General features: G+C 61.2%; 17 protein-coding genes and 1 other RNA gene. 8 read left to right on the forward strand and 10 right to left on the reverse strand.

Annotated features, from left to right (window positions below; all coding sequences use genetic code 11):
- Window positions 1–63 precede the first annotated feature (63 nt).
- Together AC1AX7_RS01125 and AC1AX7_RS01130 are read left to right on the forward strand one after the other, a co-directional pair.
- Window positions 64–1653, forward strand: a complete 1590-nt coding sequence (locus AC1AX7_RS01125) for an aminopeptidase P family protein (protein WP_476508261.1) — start codon at window positions 64–66, stop codon at window positions 1651–1653.
- A gap of 72 nt (window positions 1654–1725) precedes the next feature.
- Window positions 1726–2247, forward strand: a complete 522-nt coding sequence (locus tag AC1AX7_RS01130) for an NUDIX hydrolase (protein ID WP_476508262.1) — start codon at window positions 1726–1728, stop codon at window positions 2245–2247.
- 167 nt (window positions 2248–2414) lie between these two features.
- Here AC1AX7_RS01130 and AC1AX7_RS01135 read toward each other — a convergent pair whose 3' ends face one another.
- From AC1AX7_RS01135 to AC1AX7_RS01170, 8 genes are all read right to left on the reverse strand, one after another.
- On the reverse strand, window positions 2415–4358 hold the full coding sequence (locus AC1AX7_RS01135; RefSeq protein WP_476508395.1) for a family 20 glycosylhydrolase: 1944 nt from the start codon (window positions 4356–4358) through the stop codon (window positions 2415–2417).
- Window positions 4359–4665: 307 nt separating this feature from the next.
- The gene (locus AC1AX7_RS01140; RefSeq protein WP_476508263.1) at window positions 4666–6390 is read right to left on the reverse strand and encodes a dipeptide ABC transporter ATP-binding protein; all 1725 of its coding nucleotides are present in this window, start codon (window positions 6388–6390) and stop codon (window positions 4666–4668) included.
- A 3-nt stretch (window positions 6391–6393) separates the two neighbouring features.
- A complete protein-coding gene (locus tag AC1AX7_RS01145; protein WP_476508264.1) occupies window positions 6394–7560 on the reverse strand; it encodes an ABC transporter permease in 1167 nt (388 codons plus the stop codon).
- A gap of 2 nt (window positions 7561–7562) precedes the next feature.
- Window positions 7563–8588, reverse strand: a complete 1026-nt coding sequence (locus AC1AX7_RS01150; protein ID WP_476508396.1) for an ABC transporter permease — start codon at window positions 8586–8588, stop codon at window positions 7563–7565.
- A 245-nt stretch (window positions 8589–8833) separates the two neighbouring features.
- Window positions 8834–10465 carry an ABC transporter substrate-binding protein gene (locus tag AC1AX7_RS01155; RefSeq protein ID WP_476508265.1) on the reverse strand — a complete coding sequence of 544 codons (1632 nt, stop codon included), beginning with the start codon at window positions 10463–10465 and terminating at the stop codon, window positions 8834–8836.
- A gap of 379 nt (window positions 10466–10844) precedes the next feature.
- Entirely contained in the window at window positions 10845–12098 is a 1254-nt protein-coding gene (locus AC1AX7_RS01160) for an N-acetylglucosamine-6-phosphate deacetylase (protein WP_476508266.1), read from the reverse strand.
- Window positions 12099–12134: 36 nt separating this feature from the next.
- A complete protein-coding gene (nagB, locus tag AC1AX7_RS01165; protein WP_476508267.1) occupies window positions 12135–12947 on the reverse strand; it encodes a glucosamine-6-phosphate deaminase in 813 nt (270 codons plus the stop codon).
- An 88-nt stretch (window positions 12948–13035) separates the two neighbouring features.
- Entirely contained in the window at window positions 13036–13797 is a 762-nt protein-coding gene (locus AC1AX7_RS01170) for a copper homeostasis protein CutC (RefSeq protein WP_476508268.1), read from the reverse strand.
- Window positions 13798–14051: 254 nt separating this feature from the next.
- On the opposite strand from AC1AX7_RS01170, the gene AC1AX7_RS01175 reads away from it, so the two are divergent.
- From AC1AX7_RS01175 to dtd, 6 genes are all read left to right on the forward strand, one after another.
- The gene (locus AC1AX7_RS01175; RefSeq protein WP_476508269.1) at window positions 14052–15254 is read left to right on the forward strand and encodes an ROK family transcriptional regulator; all 1203 of its coding nucleotides are present in this window, start codon (window positions 14052–14054) and stop codon (window positions 15252–15254) included.
- A gap of 42 nt (window positions 15255–15296) precedes the next feature.
- Entirely contained in the window at window positions 15297–16196 is a 900-nt protein-coding gene (locus AC1AX7_RS01180; protein WP_476508270.1) for a carbohydrate kinase family protein, read from the forward strand.
- 149 nt (window positions 16197–16345) lie between these two features.
- Window positions 16346–17641, forward strand: coding sequence for a glycoside hydrolase family 125 protein (locus AC1AX7_RS01185; RefSeq protein WP_476508271.1), 1296 nt, complete (start codon window positions 16346–16348; stop codon window positions 17639–17641).
- 129 nt (window positions 17642–17770) lie between these two features.
- Window positions 17771–18168: a transfer-messenger RNA gene (gene ssrA / locus AC1AX7_RS01190) on the forward strand.
- A 247-nt stretch (window positions 18169–18415) separates the two neighbouring features.
- Complete coding sequence (locus tag AC1AX7_RS01195; protein ID WP_476508272.1) at window positions 18416–19660, forward strand: AGE family epimerase/isomerase; 1245 nt, start codon at window positions 18416–18418, stop codon at window positions 19658–19660.
- Between the two features lie 176 nt (window positions 19661–19836).
- Complete coding sequence (gene dtd, locus AC1AX7_RS01200) at window positions 19837–20316, forward strand: D-aminoacyl-tRNA deacylase (RefSeq protein WP_476508273.1); 480 nt, start codon at window positions 19837–19839, stop codon at window positions 20314–20316.
- Between the two features lie 51 nt (window positions 20317–20367).
- Here dtd and AC1AX7_RS01205 read toward each other — a convergent pair whose 3' ends face one another.
- Window positions 20368–21366: a cell division protein FtsQ/DivIB gene (locus tag AC1AX7_RS01205; protein WP_476508397.1), complete on the reverse strand. Its 999-nt coding sequence runs from the start codon at window positions 21364–21366 to the stop codon at window positions 20368–20370.
- Window positions 21367–21644: 278 nt separating this feature from the next.
- The gene (murC, locus tag AC1AX7_RS01210; RefSeq protein WP_476508274.1) at window positions 21645–23246 is read right to left on the reverse strand and encodes a UDP-N-acetylmuramate--L-alanine ligase; all 1602 of its coding nucleotides are present in this window, start codon (window positions 23244–23246) and stop codon (window positions 21645–21647) included.
- Window positions 23247–23253: the final 7 nt, after the last annotated feature.

Raw genomic sequence — 23253 nt, forward strand, 5'->3', positions numbered from 1 at the left:
AATGGACAAAATACCCGTTGCGACTAGGATGAGAGCGGTAGTAACCATCGACGAGGAGTGGCGATGAGCATCACTGAAAAGGACAAGGAATACGAGGCGCTTGAGGCCGCGCAGGCCCCGGGCGCGGATCAGGCGATCGACGACCGTGTGAACAACCGCACGCTGCGTCCGACCGGGGAGACGTTCAAGGAATTCATGACCACCGGTTGGGACAATCAGGAGCCGGAAATCGAGCCGCTCGAGTCGAGCAAGTACACACCGGCACGTCTCGAGGCTCTGGGCCGCCGCTTCCCCGGCGAGCGCATCGTCATTCCGGCCGGTCAGCCGAAGGTGCGCAGCAATGATTGCGATTACGCCTTCCGTCCGGATACGACGTTCGCCTATTACACGGGCTTGGGCCAGGATTATGAGGCGGGAGCAGTGCTCGTGCTGAACCCGGTCGACCCGGATTCGGATGAGGCAAAGGCCGGCAAGACGCATGACGCCGTGCTGTATGTTGCACCGCGCGCCGACAATTCCACCGAGGAATATTACACGAACGCTCATTACGGCGAGTATTGGGTGGGCGCCCGCGCCGGCCTGAAGGAATTGGCCGCGATGACCGGCATCGAAACGCATGACATCGCGCAGCTGCCGGACGCGTTGGGCAAAGATGTCGGCACTGAAGCCGGCGCCGTGCGCGTGCGTGTGATTCGCGAGGCCGACGCCGAAATCACCGCACTGGTCGAGCAGGCCCGTGAGGCGAACGGCTATGCCGATCCGGACAAGAACGCCGCCGATGACGACAAGCTGCACGAATTCGCCGCCGAAGCCCGCATGTGCAAGGACGAGTATGAGATCGGCGAAATGCGCAAGGCCGTGGCCGCCACGAAGAAGGGCTTCGACAATATTCTGCGCAAGCTGCCGAGCGTCGTCGACCTGCCGCGTTCCGAACGCATGCTGGAGGGCGCGTTCAACGCGGTGTCCCGCGAGGAAGGCAATGAGGTCGGCTATGACACGATCATCGCGTCCGGCCCGCATGCGCCGATCCTGCATTGGATGCGCAACACGGGTGTGGTGCGCAACGGCGACCTGCTGTTGATCGACGCCGGTGTGGAGACCGACAGCCTGTATACGGCTGATATCACGCGTACGTTCCCAACGAACGGCAAGTTCACCGATTTGCAGCGCGACATCTACCAGACGGTGCTGGATGCCCAGGCCGCCGGTTTTGAGGCCGCGCAGGTCGGCGCCACCTATTCCGACATTCATCATGCGGTGATGCGTGTGCTGGCCGAGAAGCTGCATGATTGGGGCATTCTGCCGGTGAGCGTCGAAGAGTCGCTCTCCCCCGAAGGCCAGCAGCATCGTCGTTGGCATGCATGCGGTTGCGCGCATCATCTTGGTCTTGACGTGCATGATTGCGCGCAGGCCCGCTACGACGAGTATCAGGGTGCGAAGATTCGCCCGGGCATGATTTTCACCATCGAGCCCGGCCTGTACTTCAAGGAGAACGATCTGCTGGTTCCGCCGGAATTCCGCGGTATCGGCGTTCGTATCGAGGACGATGTGCTGATGACCGAGCATGGCCCGGAGTGGATTTCCATCGATATCCCGAAGACCATCGAGGATGTTGAGGACTGGATGGCCGATATGGCCGCCCAGAAGAACTGACGGTGATATTACAGGGCCGGCTGTGCGACTTCGTGCGGCCGGCCCTGCCTGTAGTAGCAAGGAGATATTGCCATGCCTACACCGGATTTCGTGTTGGAGCTGCGCAAGAAGATCGGCCATGATCCTTTGTGGCTGATCGGCGTCACCGGCATCCTTCTCAATGATGAAGGCAAGGTGTTGTTGGAACGCCGTTCGGATAACGGCAAGTGGGCGCTGATTTGCGGCATCAACGAACCGGGCGAGCAGCCTGCCGACACGGTGATACGTGAGTCGAAGGAAGAAACCGGCTTGGACGTCATCGTCACCGATTTGGTGTCGGTCACTTCCGACGCCGAGCAAGTGATCTACAACAACGGCGATGTCACGCAGTATATGGATCATTCGTTCCTGTGCGCGTTGAAGCCGGGAGGCAACCATACGCCGTTCATCGGCGACGAGGAAAGCCTTGAAGTCGGATGGTTCGATCTGGATGATCTGCCGGAGCCGATGGTGCCCAGCAGCGTCGAACGTCTCGCTTTGTTCCGTCAATACATGGCGAATAAGGCCAATGGCGATGCGCATGCGCTGTTTCGCTGTGGCGGCAAACAATATTGATTGATGACCATTTAATATTGGTATCAGAAACGTGGGCTGGGACGACGATATTCGCGTCTCAGCCCACTCAACTATCCGTGACTAGTTGCGACTATAGGCGACGCTTCGCAAGCGTTCGCGTCAACCGTCGTGTTCCACGGCTTATGCGACGTGGGGCCGTGAAGGCGTTACCGCAATGCGTCGGCACAGCGCCACACCGTGCTGAGGACGCGTCTCAATTCCGATTCTTCACTGACGGAACGCCATGCGATCGCATATTGTTCGCCCCACATTTCCAATGCGCGAGCCAGCTCGGTATCGGTTATTCCGCCATCCGCATCATCATCCAGGCCTGTTGCCACGTCGACCTGCTGCAGCAAATGCAGGCCTGTCAGATTCAGTAATCGCTGGCCTGCGAATGCTATACGTAACGCGCGCATCATCATGGCATGTTCACCGCGAGCGTCGGCCAACGCTGCACATGTCCGCCGTTCAATGCCATCCAATGCGGCGTTCGCGCTTTCGGCACGGCCGATCCGATTCGCGAACGCGATCAGATAACGATCCCGTGCCTGCGCCAGCATATCGCTGTCGCGCAGCCATGCGCGCTGCTCATCCTTCAAATTCCAAATCGAATACAGTACATCCATGTTCAGCACGCCGTTTCCGGCATCCAATTCCACGTATCGGACGGCGTCATCCCACCCAAAAGACACTTCGCGCGTGGCCTTGACCAACGCCGACAACATCATGCCGGAGACATCGCCGTATTCCAATGTCGAAACGGCAGCGTTCACCGCATCCGCATCATCATCGGAATTCGCAGCATTCCAAGCGCATTGCGCACCATATATCATGCCGGGCACCGCCATATGCGGATCGTTCACATGCCCATAGTCTCCCCAATCGGTAATCAGGATGCCGACCGCACCATATTGCGCGCCATATCGTGCCATTCGGGAGATGTTATGCCAGGCGTCGCCCAGACGCGGCAGCAGCGAATTCCAGCATTGCACCGCCGGACACACGATCTGCCTTGCACCCGATTCGGCGACAAGCCGCACTTTTTCATCGGTCACGTCAGCGTCATACTGCCAGTTGAGCAGCATCACATTCTTCGGCAACTGGTCCAGAATCTGCGGCATCTGCACGGCGATATCGCCCCACATCATCGGCTCGTGGCCACGTTCGGACAAATATTCGCACAGGCGCGTCACATACTGCGCATACATCGCACCCACACCGATTTCGTCGGCGAGCGCCTTCGACTCGCCCTTGCCCAAATCGAAAGTTTCATCCGCACAAATATTGAATTTCTTCGTGTGGAACAGTTCCAAATACTGTTCAATCAGCCGCGTAGAAAATGCGAACGCCTCATCGTTTGTGACATTCAACGTGTGATGTTCCATACGCTCGATGAAACTGTACGCGCGGTCGGCGTCCTGCGGGAATTCACTCAAGCCGCGCAGCTCCTTCGTGCGCAACGCCATATAGTGATGCCCAAATGTAGACACGGACGGCACCAATTCAATGCCGCGCGCCGCGCAGTATTCGTCGAATTCCATGATCTGCGCGGGTGTGAGCGGACTTGTTCCACGCCATGTTTCACTCATGCCATCGAACATAAACGTGTGTTCGATATACAGTTGCAGCTGATTGTATTTGTACAGGCACAGCTTGTCGGCCCAGGTTTTCAGCCATTGCATGGTGGGCACGCGGCCGCGGGTGACGTCGAGATAGTAGCCGCGCGTCGTGTAGTCGGGCAGGTCTTCGATGTCACCGACCGGCATTGCAGGCGCGGATTGACGGATGATTTGGCGCAGCGTCTGCACGCCGTTGCGCAAGCCTTCCGCGTCACCGCCTTCCACGATGATGCCGTCGGAGGCGATGCGCAGATGATAGCCTTGCGCCGCAATGGCAGCGTTGATGCGCAATGCGATGAACGCATGCCATGACCGGCCTTTCGCAATGTCCCAGGCGATGCCGGTCGCGTTTTTGATATCGTCGGCCAATTGGCGGGCGTACACGTTGGCAGCGTCGCCGCATTCCTCATATTCAACGATTCTTCCAGCATACGGTAGCAGGAAGGTTTCACCGGAGAAGTCAGCTGATTTCGGCTGGGGAATCAGTATCGGAACGGATTCCTGTGAACGGGCACCGGTATGTGTGACCGCCTCTTCATTTTGGTGCAGCAAAGAAACCTCCTCGTTACCTTGTAATCATGCGGCATTGCATTGTCGTTATAAGAACCCCATTATAAGAATTCCTTGATAAAACCGTATTCTGCAGAAATACAAAATCAGCGCACACCATGCGCAACGGCAATCTTTTGGACGCCGCGTACACGATATACGCTGATTGATTAGGAGAGGGAAGGGTAAGCTTGGCAAATCTTTCGCCGGTCATGTTCTTCCCCATCACATGATCGACTGTGCGAACTCACGCCTCGCGGGCCAGCAGCTCGTGCAGATGCTCGCGATGCAGACGCTGTTCACGCGGATCGGGCACCGGCAACGAAGCCAACAGCTTCTGCGTGTACGGATCGCTCGGATGCTGCATGATCTGATCAGCATCGCCATGTTCAACGATTTTGCCCTTGTGCATCACCATGATGCGGTCGGCGAGCATGTCGACGACGGCGAGATCGTGGGTGATGAACAGGCAGGCGAAACCGATTTCGACCTGCAGGGTCTTGAACAGTTCCAAAACCTTGGCCTGCACGGAAACGTCAAGAGCCGAAGTCGGCTCATCGGCGATCAGCAGGCTCGGCTTCAACGCCAAGGCGCGAGCAAGCGAGGCGCGCTGACGTTGGCCGCCGGAAAGCTCATGCGGGAAACGGTTCATATATGCGCGCGGCAACTGCACCATTTCCAACAGATCGCCCACATAATTGCGGGCGTCGGCGACCGAGGAATACTTCTTATGCACTAGCAACGGCTCGGCCACGTTTTCGGCGATGGTCATCAGCGGATTGAAGGAGCTACCCGGATCCTGGAACACGAAACCGATATCGGCGCGCTTCGGCTTGAACCGGCGTTCCTTCACACCGTTCATTTCCACGCCGAGCACGTTCAGGGAGCCGCCGGAAACCTTCTGCAGGCCAGCGATGGCACGCCCCGTGGTGGACTTGCCGGAACCGGATTCACCTACAAGACCCAATACTTCGGAACGGCGAATCGTGAAATCGATGCCGTCAACGGCCTTGAAGTCAGGCTGCATGAGATGACCTGGATACGTGATGGTCAGCCCCTTGGCTTCGACCACCACCGGCTGTTCATGCCAATCCTTCTTGCGCTCGACGACATTACCTTCCTTGTCGTGCACGGTCAGCTTCTGACCGATGCGCGGCACGGAGGCAAGCAGACGCTTTGTGTAATCGTCCTGTGGATTGTAGAAGACCTGTTCCACGGTGCCCTGTTCGACCACATGGCCGCGGTACATGACCACAACCTGATCGGCCAGATCGGCGACGACACCCATGTTGTGCGTGATGATCAGTACGGAGGCGCCGAATTCGTCACGGGCCAAACGCAACAGGTCGAGGATTTCAGCCTGAACGGTCACGTCAAGCGCGGTGGTCGGTTCGTCGGCCAGAATCAGGCCGGGATTCAGCACCAACGCCATGGCGATGACGATGCGCTGCTTCTGACCGCCCGAGAACTGATGCGGATAGTAGTCGACACGGGTTTCCGCGTCCGGAATGCCGACCTTCTTCAGAATTTCGATGGACTTGGCGCGCAGTTCCTTCTTGTCGGTGCAGCCGTGGGCGCGCAGGCCCTCCTCGATCTGCCAGCCGATCGTATAGACCGGATTCAGCACGGAATTCGGCTCCTGGAACACCATGGCCGCTTCTTCACCGCGCATGCGACGAAGATCTTCGCCACTCAATGCCAGCACATCCATCTGGTCGGTGCCTTCACGGTTCGACAGATAGATCGCACCGGATGTGGTTGCCGTTTCCGGCAGCAGCTTGATGATGGAGCGAGCGGTCACGGACTTGCCGGAGCCGGATTCGCCGACCACGCCGACCACGGTTTTACGCGGAATGACGAAGTCGATGTTGTCGATGGCGCGAATGGAACCGGCGTCCGTCATGAACGAAACGCTCAGGCCTTTGATTTCGGCGAGATTGCCGTCTGCCACAGTAGTGTTTTCGTCGCTCATGGCTTACTGTTCCTTTCCTGCCTCGTATGCGGCATCCGCCAAATCGCCCGGCGCGTCGGTGACGACACTGGCGAAATCATCGGCGGAAGCCTTCGGATTGCGTGAGGCCAATTCAGCCATCACCTGATTGTCGCTGCTTGGCTTTTCGCTCGGATCGACGGAGGTGTCTTCGATGGATCCGACCACTTCGCCAGCGGACTTGCGGGCACGCAGACGCGGATCGGCCAGATCGTTAAGAGATTCGCCGACCAGGGTGATGCCCAACACGATCAGCACGATTGCAAGACCCGGGAAGATTGCGGTCCACCAGATGCCGGCGGTGACGTCGGTGACGGAACGGTTCAGATCATAGCCCCATTCGGCGGCCGCGGTCGGTTCGATGCCGAAGCCCAGGAAACCCAGGCCTGCGAGCGTCAGAATCGCTTCGGAGGAGTTCAGCGTCAGAATAACCGGCAGGGTTCGCGTGGAATTCTTCAACAGGTGGCGGGTCATGATGCGCCATGTGGAAGCGCCGACGACCTTCGCCGATTCCACATACGCGGAATTCTTGATGCGGATGACTTCGGCGCGAATGGTACGGAAATACTGCGGAATGTACACAACGGTGATGGAGATGCCGGAAGCGAGGATGCCGCCCCAAAGGCTGGACTGGCCGCCGGAAATCATGATTGCCATCAGAATGGCGAGCAGCAGCGACGGGAAGGAGTAGACAGCATCGGCGATAACGACAAGAATACGATCGATCCATCCGCCGAAGTAGCCGGAGACGAGGCCCAGCAGCACGCCGGCGAAAATCGACAGCAGCACCGCGATGATGATGGCGATGACCGCGGTACGAGCGCCCCATATGGTGCGGCTGAACACGTCGTAGCCGCCGACGGTGGTGCCCCAGATATGTTCGGCGCTCGGAGCGGCCTGCGCCGGGAACGCCACACCGTTATCGTCCTTCAGCTGCGCGTATCCGTATGGAGCGATCAGCGGTGCGAAGATGGCGATCAGCAGGAAGATGGCGGTGATGGACAAGCCGACGATCAGCATGGCCTTCTGCCAGCCGACTGCGATTTTCAGATCGCGGACGACGGGAAGCTTGGAAAACCATGGCGTAGGCTTGGTGACTTTCAAATTCTTCAGGCGCTTGTCGCCCGGGACGGTGACTGTGGTTTCGCTCATCGTCAGTACCTCACTCTCGGATCGATCAGGGCGCTGATCACATCAACGATGAAGTTGACGACGGCCACGATAATGGCGATCAGAATCACAATGCCCTGCACGGCGGCGAAATCACGCGCCTTCAGATAGTTGGACAGCATGAAGCCGAGGCCCTTCCATTCGAAGGTGGTTTCGGTCAGCACGGCGCCGGCGAGCATCAGTGCGATCTGCATGCCCATGACGGTGATGATCGGTATCAGCGCAGGCTTCCACGCATGCTTGGACAACAGGCGCTTCTCCGAAACGCCACGGGAACGTGCGGCTTCGACGTAGCCGGAATTGTAGGTGGAGATGACATTGGTGCGGACCAGACGGATGAACACGCCTGCGGTCAGCAGGCCCAGCGCGAGGGCCGGAAGCACGGCATGCTGCAGGACATCGACCAGCACGGTCGTATCCCCCAACTGCAGCGCGTCGATGATGTAGAAGCCGGTCGGGCTGACCAGACGTTCGAATTGCATCTGGCTGGAAAGCGAGGCGCGGCCGGAGCTTGGCAGCACGCCCAGCCATACGGAGAAGATCAGCTTCAGAACCAGGCCAAGGAAGAACACAGGGGTGGCGTAGCACAGGATGGCGAAGGTACGGATGCCCGCGTCGGCGCCACGGTCGCGCCGGCGGGCTGCGACACGGCCCAGGCCGATGCCTACGATCAATGCGACGATCAGCGAGAGGAACGCCAGCTCGAACGTGGCCGCGCCGTAATGGGTCAGGATGGAGATGACCGGCTGGTTGTCGGTCAATGTGGTGCCCAGATCGCCGTGCAGCAGGTTGGACAGGTATTCGATGTACTGCACGATCAGCGGACGGTCGTAGCCGGCTTCGTGAATGCGCCGCTGCAGTTCGTCGGGCGTCAGGCGTCCGCCCATGGCGGCGGAAATCGGGTCGCCGGTGGCGCGCATGACGAAGAATACGATGGTGACGAGGATGAACACCGTCGGGATGATGAGCAGGAATCGGGTCAATACGAATTTGAAGAATCCACTGGAGATTCTGTTTTTCTTGGCCTGCGGCCGATCCGCCGCCTTCTTGGCGGGGGCCCGATCGACCGACTCGGCCTTGACGTTGTTGTGGGACACTCAAAGCTCCTTGGCTTGGCACGTGTGGAGGGGAAGAATGAAGGGGAAGAGGAGAAGGCCGAAAGCCCATATGCATCGACGACGAATGCCGGGAATTCCGATCAGCGTGCGGAAAGCCCGGCATTCGTCATCATCGACGCCTTACTCGTTCAAGCCGTTCAGGACTTCGTCACGGACGAGTAACGGAAGCGGAAGGAGGCGTCAAGCACCACGCCGTCGATGTTCTTACCGGTGACCGCCGTCTGTGCGCCCTGCAGCAGCGGGATGGTGGACAGGTCCTCGGTTTCAAGCTGCTGGATCTGCTTCAGCATTTCGATGCGCTTGTCGTGATCCTGCTCGCCGGCCTGGGCGACGATCAGGTCGTTGATCTCCGAGTTGGAGTAGCCGTTCATGACGAAATTGCCGTCGCGGAAGAACGGGGACAGGTAGTTGTCCGGGTCGGAGTAGTCCGGGAACCAGCCGAGCTGGTAGGCCGGGTAGGCGCCGTCGGAGTCATCGGTGACGACGCGCTGCTCATTGAACTGCGTCCATTCGGTCTGCTGCAGGTCGATTTCGAACAGGCCGCCTTCCTCAAGCTGGTTCTTGATGGCAGCGTATTCGTCGGCGGAGCTGGAACCGTAGTGGTCGCCGTTGTACTGCAGGCTGAGCTTCACCGGGGTTTCGACGCCGGCGTCCTCAAGAACCTTCTTGGCCTTGTCGAGGCTCGGCTTGCCGTCTTCGCCGTAAGCGTCCTTCAGCGTATCCTCATGGCCGTCCAGACCGTCCGGAATGAAGGAGTACATCGGAGTGTAGGTGTCCTTGTACACCTTGGTGGCGAGCTCCTCGCGATCGATCAGGTTCGCGACGGCCTGGCGCACGGCCTTGGCCTTGTTCGCATCGGCGTCCGGCTGGGATTCGCCATACGGCTGGAGCTTCATGTTGAAGGCGATGAAGCGCTCCTCGCCGCCCGGGCCGGAGACGATGTTGACGTTGTCGTCCTTGGACAGATCCTCGATATCGGTCGGGCTCAGGGAGCGGTACGCCACATCGATCTGCCCCTGCTGGACCGCCATCTTCAGATTGGAGGCGTCGGCGTAGTACTGCACCTGCACGGTGTCGTTCTCGGCCGGGGTCAGGCCTTCATAGGAATCGTTCTTGGCGTAGGCCGCGGATTCGTTGAGGGTGAAGGAGGTCAGCTTGTACGGGCCGGCGAACGCGTTGCCTTTGACGATGGTGTCGGCGTCGGTCAGTTCGGTGCCGCTGAACACGTCTTCGTCCACGATCGGGCCGGCCGGGCTGGAGAGCACCTGCTTCAGCGTCACGTCGAACGGGACGGCGGCCTTGAACACCACGGTGGTGTCGTCCGGAGCTTCAACGGATTCGATGTTGGCCAGCAGGGAGACCGGGCCGTTCTCGTTGTTGATGGTCTTGATGCGGTCGAAGGAGAACTTGACGTCGGATGCGGTCAGATCGTTGCCGTTGGCGAACTTCAGGCCTTCCTTGAGCTTGACGGTGAATTCCGTGCCGTCTTCGCTCCAGGTGCCGTCATCCGCGGCGATGTCCGCGGACAGTTCGGAGGTGTTGTAATCCTGGGCGTACAGGAACGGGAACACCTGAATCTGCACGGCGTAGGAACCGTTATCGTAGGAGCCCGCAGGGTCGAGGCTGGTGATCTTATCGGTGGTGCCGATGGTGATGGTGTTCGAATCGGCAGCGGTGTTTGCAGCGTCATCCTTCACGCCACCGCAGGCGGCCAGCGAAGCCACGGCCGCGACGGATGCGATCGCAGCGATAATCTTCTTGCGATTCACGATGGAATCCTCTCTCTCTAGCATCGATACCCGTCCCGCAAGCGAAGAATTCGATGATTGAACGGCGGGGAAAACGGGTTATGTCGCCAAGGAACTCTTGCAGGTCCGTACAGAATCATGCGTGACATGATGTTCAGAAAGGGCAAACGCTTTTGGCTGCTGCAACCTTGACTGTGTAACAACGTATTGCGCCTGGGTGCGTAACCTGCCCGTAACTTTCATATCGTGAGACAGAACGGACGAAAAGCCCACATAATGAAACAGGTGGCCGTCATCCGCAGCACATGCCGCGGATGACGACCACCCGATATCAGAACGAACGGCGGGACGGTGTCATATTGTTTCCGCCGAACGCCATCGTCCCGTCAAACGCTGCGTCTCAGCGCAGTCTCCTGCCGGCGCACCACACGGAGTCCACCTTCCATGTCGCCGGATCGGTCAACAATACGTCGGCGGCGAAGCCCGGGGCGAGCAGTCCGATGGGGGCTCCGGTAACCGGATTCGGCTTGTCGAAGCCGAACACCTTCGCGCCCGTCAAGGTCGCCGCCTCCACCGCTTCCGCCTCTCCGATGCCCAGTTCCAGCACAGCGCGCCGCACCGCGACCTCAAGCAGCAACGTCGAACCGGCAATGGCGCCGTTCGAGACCAGTCTGGCGTGGCCGTCGACGACGTTGACGTCCAACGCGCCCAACTTGTAGGGGCCGTCCGGGCAATCGGTGGCCGCCATGGCGTCGGTGACGAATGCCGTACGATGCGGGGCGAACGCGAAGCCGAGCCTGACCATTGGATTGGCGACGTGGAAGCCGTCATTGATCAGCTCGATGGTGACCCGAGGATCTTCGACCGCCGCCGGAATCGGACCCGGCTCGCGATGATGCAGGCCGTTCATCGCGTTGAACATATGCGTGACCAGACCCGCGCCGGCATCGAATCCGCGCTTCGCCATATCATAATCGGCGTCGCAATGCCCCACTGCAGGCACCACGCCGGCCGCGGCGAACTGCTTGATGGCGCCGATGCCGTGCGGCAGCTCCGGCGCGATCGTGATCTGACGGAGGCAGCCGTCGGCGGCCTCGAGCAGTTCTTCGACCAACTCCGGAACGGGATCCTTCAGGCATTCCGGATCATGCGCGCCCTTGCGCTTCAGGGAAAGGAACGGGCCTTCCAGATGGGCGCCGAGCACATCTGGGCGTTCATCCATTTTCGCGCGCACGTTGCGCAGATTGTCGCACATCACATCGATCGGATTGGTGATCAGCGACAGCACCTGACGCGTGGTGCCGTGCACGGCATGGCCGGCACGGGCTATATCGATGCCGTCGGGGCCGTCGTCGAACGATTTCTCCCACGAGCCGTGGGCGTGAATGTCGATGTAGCCCGGCGTCATCAGCCAGCCGGAAGCGTCGATGACCGAGGATGAATCGGCGGGGTCGACGCCGATCGAACGGCAGGCCGAATCGAATTCCTCTTCGTTCGTGCCGGTGGCGACGATCACGCCGCCGTCGGAGACGATCCAGAAATGATCCTGCACGCCGCGAGCGTCGACCTTGCGGGCGCCTCGAATGGCGATCCTCCCCGGAGCGCCCTTCAGCGCCGAAGTCACATGTGCGACTGTTTGCTCACGAGATTCCATGCATGCTCCTTATATCCGATGAAAGTCCGAGAGCGATCAGATGCCCTGCCAGGCCGGCTTGTGCTCGAACGCGTACTTGTAGTAGTCCTTGTGACGCAGGCGGGAGGCCGCGGCCTCGTCCACGATGACGGTGGCATGCGGATGCAGCTGCAGCGCCGAGGCCGGGCAGAACGCGGAGACCCCGCCTTCGACGGTTTCCGCGATGGCTTCGGCCTTGCCTGCGCCGAAGGCCAGCAGCACCAGATGGCGGGCGCGCAGAATCGTGCCGATGCCCTGAGTGATGCAGTGGGTCGGCACCTGATTGATGTCGTCGTCGAAGAAGCGGGCGTTGTCGATGCGGGTCTGTTCCGCCAGCGTCTTGATTCGGGTGCCGGAAGACAGCGACGAGCCCGGCTCGTTGAAGCCGACATGCCCGTCCGTGCCGATGCCGAGGATCTGCACATCAATGCCGCCGGCGGCTTCGATGGCCGCGTCATAGTCCGCGCCGGCATTGCGGATGAGGTCGCCGTCCTCCAGAGGAGCGCCGTTGAGCACGTCTCCCGGAACGTGGACCCGCTGAGGATCCAGTCCCAGCGGCTCGACGACCGTGCGGTGGATCGTGCTGTGATAGGACTCGGGATGGGACAGCGGCAATCCGATGTATTCGTCCAGCGCGAAGCCCTGCACGTCGGAAACGTCGATCGACTCTTCCTTGACGACTTTGGCGAGCGCCTTATAGGCCGCCAGCGGACTGGATCCCGTGGCCAGGCCCAGCACCGCGTTCGGTTTCGCCTTGATCAGGTCGGCCACGCATCGGGCGTAGATCTCACCGGCTTGCGCCTCATCCTTCACGATAACGATTTCAGGCATGATATCAACCTTTCTTTATTATTTCGATCTGACTACGACGTCAAATCGTTAACCACCTTTTCATATTCAACGATACGCCACGACGTCGTCATTCACGCGTCGTCGGCGTTCCCCGCCAACGACGCACGATCGCGACGACGCGGCGCACCGCATCGCGATCGGTCCGTTCGATTCCGGCATCGCCACCGCCGCCGGGGCCGCCGTCGGCCGCCACGACGCGCTTCGCCGACAGATGGACCGCATCCACGCCGCAGGACAGCACCCGCTCCACGTTGTCCGGCCGAACGCCGCCGCCCGCCTGTATTTCGATACGGCCGGCCGCATGGCGGGCAAGTTCGGCAAGGGACTCCGCCCCGCTCGGCGCGTCGCAAGCGCCGCCGGACGTCAGCACCCGCGTATAGCCGATCCCGATCAGCCCGTCCAAAGCCTCGATGCGGTCGGGCACCATGTCGAATGCGCGATGATATGCGACCTGCACACTCCGCCCATGCCGCCCCGCCTCATCATGCGCCGCTTGAGCCAACGCCGCCGCGAAGGGGACGTCGATGCGACCGGCCGCGTCCAGGCCTCCGACCACGACGCCCGACGCGCCCGCGCCGATCGCATGCCTCACGTCGCGCAGCTGCACCCGCTTTTCGTCGTCGGCGAAGACAAAAGACCCCGCGCGGGGGCGCACCAGCACCTGCACGCCCTGCGGCAGGCCGACCTCCGCGCACGCCTCGATCATCGCGAGACTTGGCGTAAGGCCACCCGTCGCCCCCAGCGCGGCACACAATTCGACGCGGTCGGCCCCTTCTTCATATGCAATGCGTGCGCCTTCAAGGTCCTGCACCGCGATTTCAACAATCATTGCATCTCCTTCGATGAATTTTTGCCTTATATAAGTATTATTGGTATCGCAGACGCCTTGGGCGTCGACGCCGGCCGCGCGTCCGGAACGTCGCGAACGGCATGAGGCATTTCGGGACTTCCCGGATTCGGAAAACGGTCGCCATACCGGCGTGTCGGACTACCATCAGGTTGTTAACATCGTTAATATATAAACTGTTTTCATATAACGCGTTTCAACGGCGCACGCAGCAGGCAGCGCAGGAGGTGTCGATCATGGCCAACGGCAACGCCCAACAAGCCAGCATGTCAGAAACCAACCGATCGCGCATCCTGCGCCACCTATACCGCAACGGAGTCAGCTCGCGGGCCCAAATCGCCAAAGCCCTCGAACTGACGCCCGCCGCCATCACCAAGATCACAGCGAAACTGCTCGAAGCCGGCATCATCGAGGAAACCGGCGACCTTGAAGGCATCAAAAACCGGCGCTCCATCGGACTGGCCCTCGACAACGGCAAATATCACGTCATCGGCGTCAAATTCGCGCGCAGCCTCGTGCAGATCGGCGTCTTCGACCTGGGCGGCACGCAGATCTCACTGATCGACCTGCCCACCGTGCACGAAGACCGCATCCAGGAAACCGTGCGGCGGATCCGCAACGAAATCGGGGCGCTCACCCGCGACGACCCACGAATCGTCGCCGTCGGCATGGCCGTGCCGGGCCCCTATCTGCGCGACGCCGGCCACACCGCAGTCGTCTCGTCGATGCAGGGCTGGAAAAAAGTCAACTTCATTGACGAATTCATCAACCGCTTCGACATCCCCGTATTCGTCGAGCAGGACGCGCGCGCAGGCGCGCTGGCCCAGCATCTGTTCAACCACGACGTGGACGGCGACGACCTCGCCTACTACCTGCTCGGCGAAGGCATCGGACTGGGGATCATCAGCCACGGCGAGCTCTTCCACGGAGCGCGCGGCACAGCATGCGAACTGGGCCATGTCAGCATCGACCCCGACGGAATCCCCTGCGACTGCGGCAACGTCGGCTGCCTCGAACGCTACTGCTCCGCCGTCGCCGTACACGACCTGCTGCAGGACAATCCGACCATCGTCCCCGACTACGCCGAACTGACCCACGCCCAGGCATGCAGCGCACTGTTCAACAGCGCCGACGCGGGAAACGAGGAGGCGCTGGACCTCGTGCGCGGCGTCGCACAATACATCGGCTACGGATGCGTCACCATCATCAACATGTTCAACCCGTCGCGCATCATCATGGGCGACATCCTCTCCCAGGCGGGGCGGATGCTGCTCGACGAAGTCAATTCCGTGGTCAAACGCCACGTCATCCCCCAATTGGCGCAGACCACGACGATATCCCTATCCACCCTGCCCACGGATGCGGCCACTTCAGGCGCCGCGGCCGTGGCCATCACGAATTTCCTGGAACACCCATCGATGTTCTTCGAACTCAATTAACCGTTTCACACCAGAAACACTCCACGAAGAAAGGAAACCACCATGAGCAAGCCAATCGTCCTCTCCCTCGGAGAACTGCTGTGGGACATGCTCCCCACCGGCAAGCGCGCAGGCGGCGCCCCCGTCAACTTCGCATACCATGCGGCCCAGAACGGCGCCGAAGGCTATGCGATCAGCGCGGTGGGCGACGACGAGCTCGGCCACGAGCTGGCCGCAGCCGCCGAAACCGCCGGCATCAACGCGGTCCTGCAGTACAACGAATGGCCGACCGGCACCGTCGACGTCGCATTGAACAACGGCATCCCGGAATACACCATCGTCAAGAACGTCGCATGGGACCACATTCATCTGACCGACGAGCTGACCGACCTGGCCGGCAAGGCGGACGCCATCTGCTTCGGCACGCTGGGTCTGCGCTCCGAGGAATCCCACGACACCATCGTCGAGCTGCTGCGCCACGCCAAGCCGGGCGCGCTGAAGTTCTTCGACATCAATCTGCGCGGCGACCAGTATTCCAAGGAGCTCATCGAAGAGCTGCTGAATCTGGCCACCGTGTTCAAGATCAACGACGACGAGCTGCTGCTGATGCGCGGCATGTTCGACATTCCGGCAGGCTCCGACGACGACGCCTGCCGCTGGTTCATCGAGAATTTCGACCTGGACTACATCATCCTCACCGGCGGATCGACGTTCTCCACGATCATGTCCAAGGACGGCGAGCACTCCACCATCAAGACGCCGCACGTCGAGGTCGTCGACACCGTCGGCGCCGGCGACTCCTTCTCCGGCTCGTTCACCGGCCGCATCCTCAACGGCGCCCCGATGGCCGACGCGCACCGCACCGCGGTCAACACCGCGGCATTCGTCTGCACCCAGGCCGGCGCCTGGCCGACCTACCCGGAGGACGGCGTCACCGACTACGTCGCCGAAGCCGCGAAATAAAGCCCATTCACGCATCTCTACGGCAAGGCCTGTGATGGCTCCGCGGGACACCCGCGAAAACATCACAGGCCTTTCGCGTTGCGGACGACCACTGTTGCTACAATGCTAAACGGAGTTTATTAGTTAACATCATTAACAAGGAAGTTGATATGGGCACAGCAGCAGTACCGCAATCAGTCACCGAATTCATGCATCACATCACCGAACTGTGCGGCAGCGAACACGCGAACTGGGCGGAGAACTTCAACGCGGCATTCGCCAACACCCTGACCACCACCGTCAAACGGCTCGATGACGGCACCACGTTTCTGCTCACCGGCGACATTCCGGCGATGTGGCTGTGCGATTCGACCGCGCAGATGCGGCCGTACCTGGTCATCGCGGGCCACGACGACGACCTCAAGGACATGATCTGCGGCCTGGTCAAACGCCAATTCCGCTACATCAACATCGACCCGTACGCGAACGCCTTCAACGAAACCGACAACGGCGCCACATGGGACCCGGACGACCGGACCGACTCCTTCAGCCCATGGCTGTGGGAGCGCAAATACGAAGTGGACTCGCTATGCTACCCCATTCAGCTGGCATGGCTGCTCCACGCCAACACGGGGTGCACCGAACAATTCGACGAAGCGTTCGTCAACGGCGCACGCCGCATCCTCGACGTGTTCGAAACCGAACTCGACCACTCGCGGTCCCCCTACTATTTCATCCGGCAGACCGACTGCGAACGCGACACGTTGGTCAACGACGGCAAAGGCACGCCCGTCGCCGTCACCGGCATGACATGGTCCGGGTTCCGCCCGAGCGACGACTCCTGCATCTACCAGTATCTCGTGCCGTCCAACATGTTCGCATCCGTGGCCATGGACTACCTCGAACGCATCTTCACCACGATTCTCGACGACGCCGAAATCGCCGGACGCGCCTCACGGCTGAAATCCAGCATCCTCGACGGCATCCGCGGCCACGCCATCGTGAAGAACGCCGCAGGCGAGGACGTCTACGCCTACGAAGTCGACGGCCTGGGGCATTCCGTCATCATGGACGACAGCAACGTCCCCAATCTCATCGCCGCGCCGTATCTCGGCTTCTGCGACGCCTCCGACCCGCTGTACCAGGCGACCCGCCGCACGCTGCTCAGCAGCGAAAACCCCTACTACTACGAGGGCGCATACGCGAAGGGCATCGGCTCCTCACACACGCCCGAACGGTACATCTGGCCGATCGCCATGGCCATGGAGGGCATGACCACGGACGACAAGGGCGAGAAGGAACGCATCCTCGACCAGCTCGTCGCCACCGACGCAGGCACGCATCTCATGCATGAAAGCTTCGACGTCGACGACCCGGACAAATACACGCGAGAATGGTTCAGCTGGGCGAACATGATGTTCTGCGAGCTGGTCATGGACTATTTCGACATCCGAGTCAAGCGCTGAGGCCCGGCACGGATCCGCCCGGCGGCGTTTCCCGCCGGGCGGATTTGCCAAAACCGCCATCACGCGGGTAGCATGTGTCTCGACCTTCATGGTCGCAGTCCGGATGCGTTCGGACGTGATAATTCAAAAGGGGCTGATCGGTTTCGACGGTGACCTGTTCGTCGCAGGGAAGCGTGCCGAGAACGCAGGGTCCGCTCGTGGATGTCCCCTGCAAAAGAATAAGTGCTAAATCCAACCGCACTGAGTTCGCTCTCGCTGCCTGAGCTTCGCGCCAGATTTAATCCAGCGAGCAGCCGCTCCGTTCACCCTTCCTCGTCTTTGGGGAGGTGCTGAGCGTCGTTAAGAAGACTTGCCCGAGTCATTGAGCCACAGGGTGATTCGGGGACTTTGACTGCGGATATGCCCGCCATCGGTTGTCTGCGATATGGATGGGGGCAGAAAAACCGCCGCACGGCCAGCAGACTACGCACGTAGAAGACTGAGGGTACGGCTACCGGACCGGGGTTCAATTCCCCGCAGCTCCACAATTCAGGCGTCATCGCATTCGCTGCGGTGGCGCCTTTTTCATTGCCGCCATTGACGGTTCTGGCCGCAGGAATCGGCGTGTTGCGAGCAAAAGCGTCAGAGGATGATCGGCCATCATACAACGGCATGGGACGCCGTTGCCCGACACGCTATGATCGGGCTTTACTTCCGCGCCCTCAGTAGTTAACATAATTAATGTATTAATCACGTTACTGTCAGAGATGACAGTCCAAGGAAGGACACCGACATATGACGTACTCCCCCGAGGCATACGTCTTCGGATCCAAGGAGAACCTTGAGCTTCTCGAATCCGAAACCAATGAACTGCTGCGTTTCGGCCACGATTTCCCGGCACCGAACGGCGGATCCTACTGGCTGGACGACAACGGCAAGCCCGACCTGACCCAGGACATCCACACCTGGATCACCTGCCGCATGGCCCACGTCTACACGCTGGGCTACCTGCATGGCGAGCCCGGTGCCGCCGAACTGGTGGACAAGGCGCTCGACGGCCTGCGCGGGCCGCTGCATGACGACGTGAACGGCGGATGGTACCCGTCGGTATCCGTCGACGGCACTCCGGCCGCCGGCAAGATCTGCTACACGCACGCCTTCGTGATCCTCGCCTCCGCCTCCGCCAAGCTGATCGGCCGCCCGGGCGCCGACGAGCTGCTCGACGAAGCCCTGAAGACCTACGACGCCCACTTCTGGGATGACGAGGCCGGTCTCGCCGTGGATACCTGGAACACCGAATTCACCGAACTCGACCCGTACCGCGGCATCAACGCCAACATGCACACCGTCGAGGCGTTCCTCGCCGTCGCCGACGTGACGGGCAACGAGGAATACCGCAAGCGCGCGGGCCGCATCGTCGACCATGTCGTCGATTGGGCTTCGCACAACGAGTGGCGCATCCCGGAGCATTTCACCTCCGACTGGCAGCCCGACCTGGAATGCAACCGCGACAAGCCGGACGACCAGTTCAAGCCGTATGGCGCGACCCCCGGCCACGGCATCGAATGGGCCCGTCTGATCACGCAGTTCGCGCTGAGCTGCGACCGCGGCGAAGACGAGAAGAACGCGCTGGTTGGCGCCGCCGAGGAACTGTTCAACCGAGCCCTGGCCGACGCGTGGAACGCCGACGGCACCATCGGCCTGGCCTATACCACCGATTGGGAAGGCAAGCCGGTCGTCACCGACCGCATGCATTGGACGCTGGCCGAGGCCGTCAACACCTCCGCCGTGCTCGCCACCGTCACCGGCAAGCAGGAGTACAAGGACTGGTATGCGACGTTCTGGAGCTACATCGACGAATACCTGATCGATCACAAGGCCGGCTCCTGGTTCCACCAGCTGGACAAGGACAACAACGTGATCGGCACGGTGTGGCCGGGCAAGTCCGACCTGTACCATGCCACGCAGTGCACGCTGATTCCGCGCCTGAGCCCGGCCGTTTCGGTCGCCCCCGCCCTGAAGGCCTCCCTGGAGGCCTGACCGCCCCGCCATGGAGCCCTTTCCTCATCATCGGGTAATGCCCGGTGGTCCGCCGCGCGACCACGCGACGGACCACCGGGCATTATTCATCGCCGCCGCCCCGCCGCCGTCGAATGCCGTCCCCGTCAAAACACGTCGAACGCATCGAAACGTCGCATGCCCTACAATCGCTTCCTATGAGAATCGTGCTGCAGCGTGTCTCACACGCACAAGTCGACGTGTTGGATGAGGTCACGGGCGTCGTCGACCCGTCCTTCGAACCGCAGGCCATCGGCCATGGCTATCTGCTGCTGGTCGGGGTATCCGACGAGGACGGACGGCGGCAGATCGACTGGCTCGCCCGCAAGATCGCCAATCTGCGCGTTTTCGAAGACGACCAGGGCAAAATGAATCGTTCGATCAAGGACACGGCCGGCGAAATCCTTTCCGTTTCGCAATTCACGCTGTATGCGGACGTGCGCAAAGGCAATCGTCCAAGCTTCGTCAAAGCGGGCGCGCCCGAACATGCGCGGCAGACCTGGCTCGCGTTCAACGAGGCGCTTCGCGCACACGGTCTGACCGTCCGTGAGGGTTCCTTCGGCGCCCATATGCGCGTCGACCTGCTCAACGACGGCCCGGTGACCATCATGTTCGACACCAACGAGTTGATGCATTGAGCATGGCGATGGCCGCCGGCGCCCCTCGATTCCGCCGCGCGATCACACGTATCATTTGATGATCGGCCGCAGCGGCGCCGACACATCGATCTGGTGCTTGTCGCCGATCACATTGGGATCGTTGAGGATCTTGTCGACTACGGCTTTTTTCAGCTCCAGATCGGACGAATCGCCCCAGATGATCGTGTAATTGCCGCCATCCAGCTGCGTTGTCACCGAATCCTGCGTCTGCGCGGTGACCGCATTGATGCGCGTCCTCAACGATTCAGGCAGCTCGCTCAGCACTTTCACTGCGGATTTGACGGACCTGTTCCGCACTGCGGATTCCACATCGTTCACTTCGATCACGGGAATGCCCTCCACCGAAGCGTTGCTGACGGAATTCAGGATTCGCCCCCGGCTGTCCACCGCGGTCAGCACATCACCGGACGTCTTCAGCATCGCCGACGGCTTCTGCGCCGTTACCGACACGGTCATGCCCTGCGGGAAGCTCTTATCCGCAGACGCTTCGGTCACGCCGGGAATGTCTTTGATCTGGTCTTCGACGTCCCCCGTGGAGACCAGCAGCAAAGAACGCCCCGCCTGATCATCGGCGATGTCCAGCACCTGCTCTTCGCTCACCCATTCATTGGCGCCATTGACGGTTATTTTCGACGCGTCCAGGCGCAGCGCGGGCGAAAAGAACAGCACCCATACCAGGAATCCGATGACGCCGGCGATGCCGACCGCGGCCAATGCGCGCAGCACGATGACACGCGTGTTCGCACGCTTCCGCTCCTTGAGACGAGCGTTGAAATCGACGACTTTCGGACGCGTCGCGACGCCCAGAATGCCCGCCGTTTCGTTCAGTGTCTTCGCGACCAGGTCCTCACTGCGCAATTTGCGCGGATCGACGAACCTGCCCGAGTCGGCGCGCTGCGGCGTAGCCGGGACTGCAGAGGACACGGAAGACGCGGCCGCCGCCGAAACGTTCGGATGCGCTCCCCTGCTGCTTACCGCTCTCGTCTGGCGGGGTTTGCCGACCTTGCCGTTCGAGATCCTGCGCGGCAGACGTTTTTTGGCCGCGTCCGCAGACGCTGTTCTTCCGAAGGCCGTAGCCGTTCTGGAGGAGACGTTCGCCGTTTGCCTGACCGTGCCGTGCGCGGCGGGATTCTGCCCGGCGTTTTTGTGTTCGACGCCGCTGTTTCCCGCTGCGCTGCGGCCTGTGACGCTGCGCCCGACGGCGCTACGCCCGGCCGTGCCGCGCCCAGCGGCACCGTGCCCGACGGCACTGCGGGTCGGCTTGCCGGAATTGCCGTTTTCGGATGAGCTGGTGATGCGTCGGGCCATCAGGCATCGGCCCCGGCTCCGCCGCGAGCGCGCAGCATGTCAAGGATCACGGGATCCATACGCGTCACGTCGCCTGCGCCTACGGTGAAAACGACGTCTCCGGCCTGCGCGCGCCCTGTGATTACGCGCGCGGCCTCATCCATATCGTCGACGGCTTCGAAAATCCGCGCCGTCATGTCCGCGTTCGCATGCGAGACGATGGTCGAGGCGTTCACGTCGGGATAGTCCTCCTGCTTTTCGCGTGCCGGGAAGATGCCGGTGACGATGACGTCGTCGGCCTTGCCCAACGCCTGCGCGAATTCGTCGGCGAAGAATTTCGTGCGCGAGAACAGATGCGGTTGGAACAACACGTGGATGCGCCGTGACGGATAGCGGCGGCGCGCCGCGTCCAGCAGGGCGGAGATTTCCGTCGGATGATGCGCGTAATCGTCGACGACGGTCACCTGATGTTCGCATCCACGGATGTGGAAGCGTCGGGCGGCGCCGTGGAAGGTCGAGGCCGCGCCGGCGGCCTTGTCGGCGGGCATGCCCAGCAGGATGGCGGCGATGATCGCGGCGGTGGCGTTGCGCGCATTGTGGATGCCCGGGACCGCGAGCGATACCGCGAGCCGCCGATCGTCCGCCGTGCCGTCGCCGATGGCGAGGGACGCCGGAAGCTGCAAGGTGAAGCGTTCCATGCCGTTGCCGCCGGCCTCTTCCGACGTGATCGACACGAAATGCGCGCCGTTGAGGTCTCCCAACGATTGCGCCGGCTGCGTCGAATACGCGAAGACCTTGCGGGCGGTGGCTTCGTCGAGGGCGCGCAATACCGCGAGCGCGCCCTCGTCGTCGATGCACATGATGATGGCGCACCGCGCGTTGCCCAGATGTTCGACGAAGGCCGCGCGATAATGCGCGGCGTCGCCGTAGTGATCGAGATGATCGGCCTCCGCGTTGGTGACGATGGCGATTTCAGGATGATATTTGATGAAGCTGCCGTCGGATTCGTCGGCTTCCGCGACCAGCACGTCGCCAGAGCCGGCGTGCCCGCCGTCAAGAACGGTGCCGTCGTCGCCTCGGATGGATCCGCCGATGGCGTAGCTGGGGTCCGCCAGCGCGCCGTCGCCGGCGCGGACGAGCATATGGGCGAGCATGGAGCTGGTGGTGGTTTTGCCGTGCGCGCCAGCCACGGTGACCGCGCGTTTGGCGTTCATCAGCAACGACAGTATGTCGCTGCGATGCACGATGCGGCGGCCTGACCGGCATGCGGCCTGGATTTCGGGATTGTCGGGCTTGATGGCGCTGGAATAGACGACGGTGTCGACGTCTTCGACGTTGTCTTCGCGCTGCCCGAAACGCACGTCGATGCCGAGGTTCCTCAGGCGTTCCGTTTTTGCGTTGGATGCGCGATCGGACCCGCGCACGGCGACGCCCTGCTCATGCAGCATCTCCGCCAGCACGCTCATGCCCGCGCCGCCGATGCCGATGAAATGGGTGACGCCCAGTTCGGACGTGCTTTCATGCCGCCCGAATGCGGCTTTGGTCGGATCCAACGTCATCTGGTCGGTTGTCTGCTTGTTTTCACACACGATTCGTCCCCTTACCGCTGTCATGCCTTTCATTATGGCC

This window comes from Bifidobacterium sp. LH_449 (assembly GCF_056356755.1).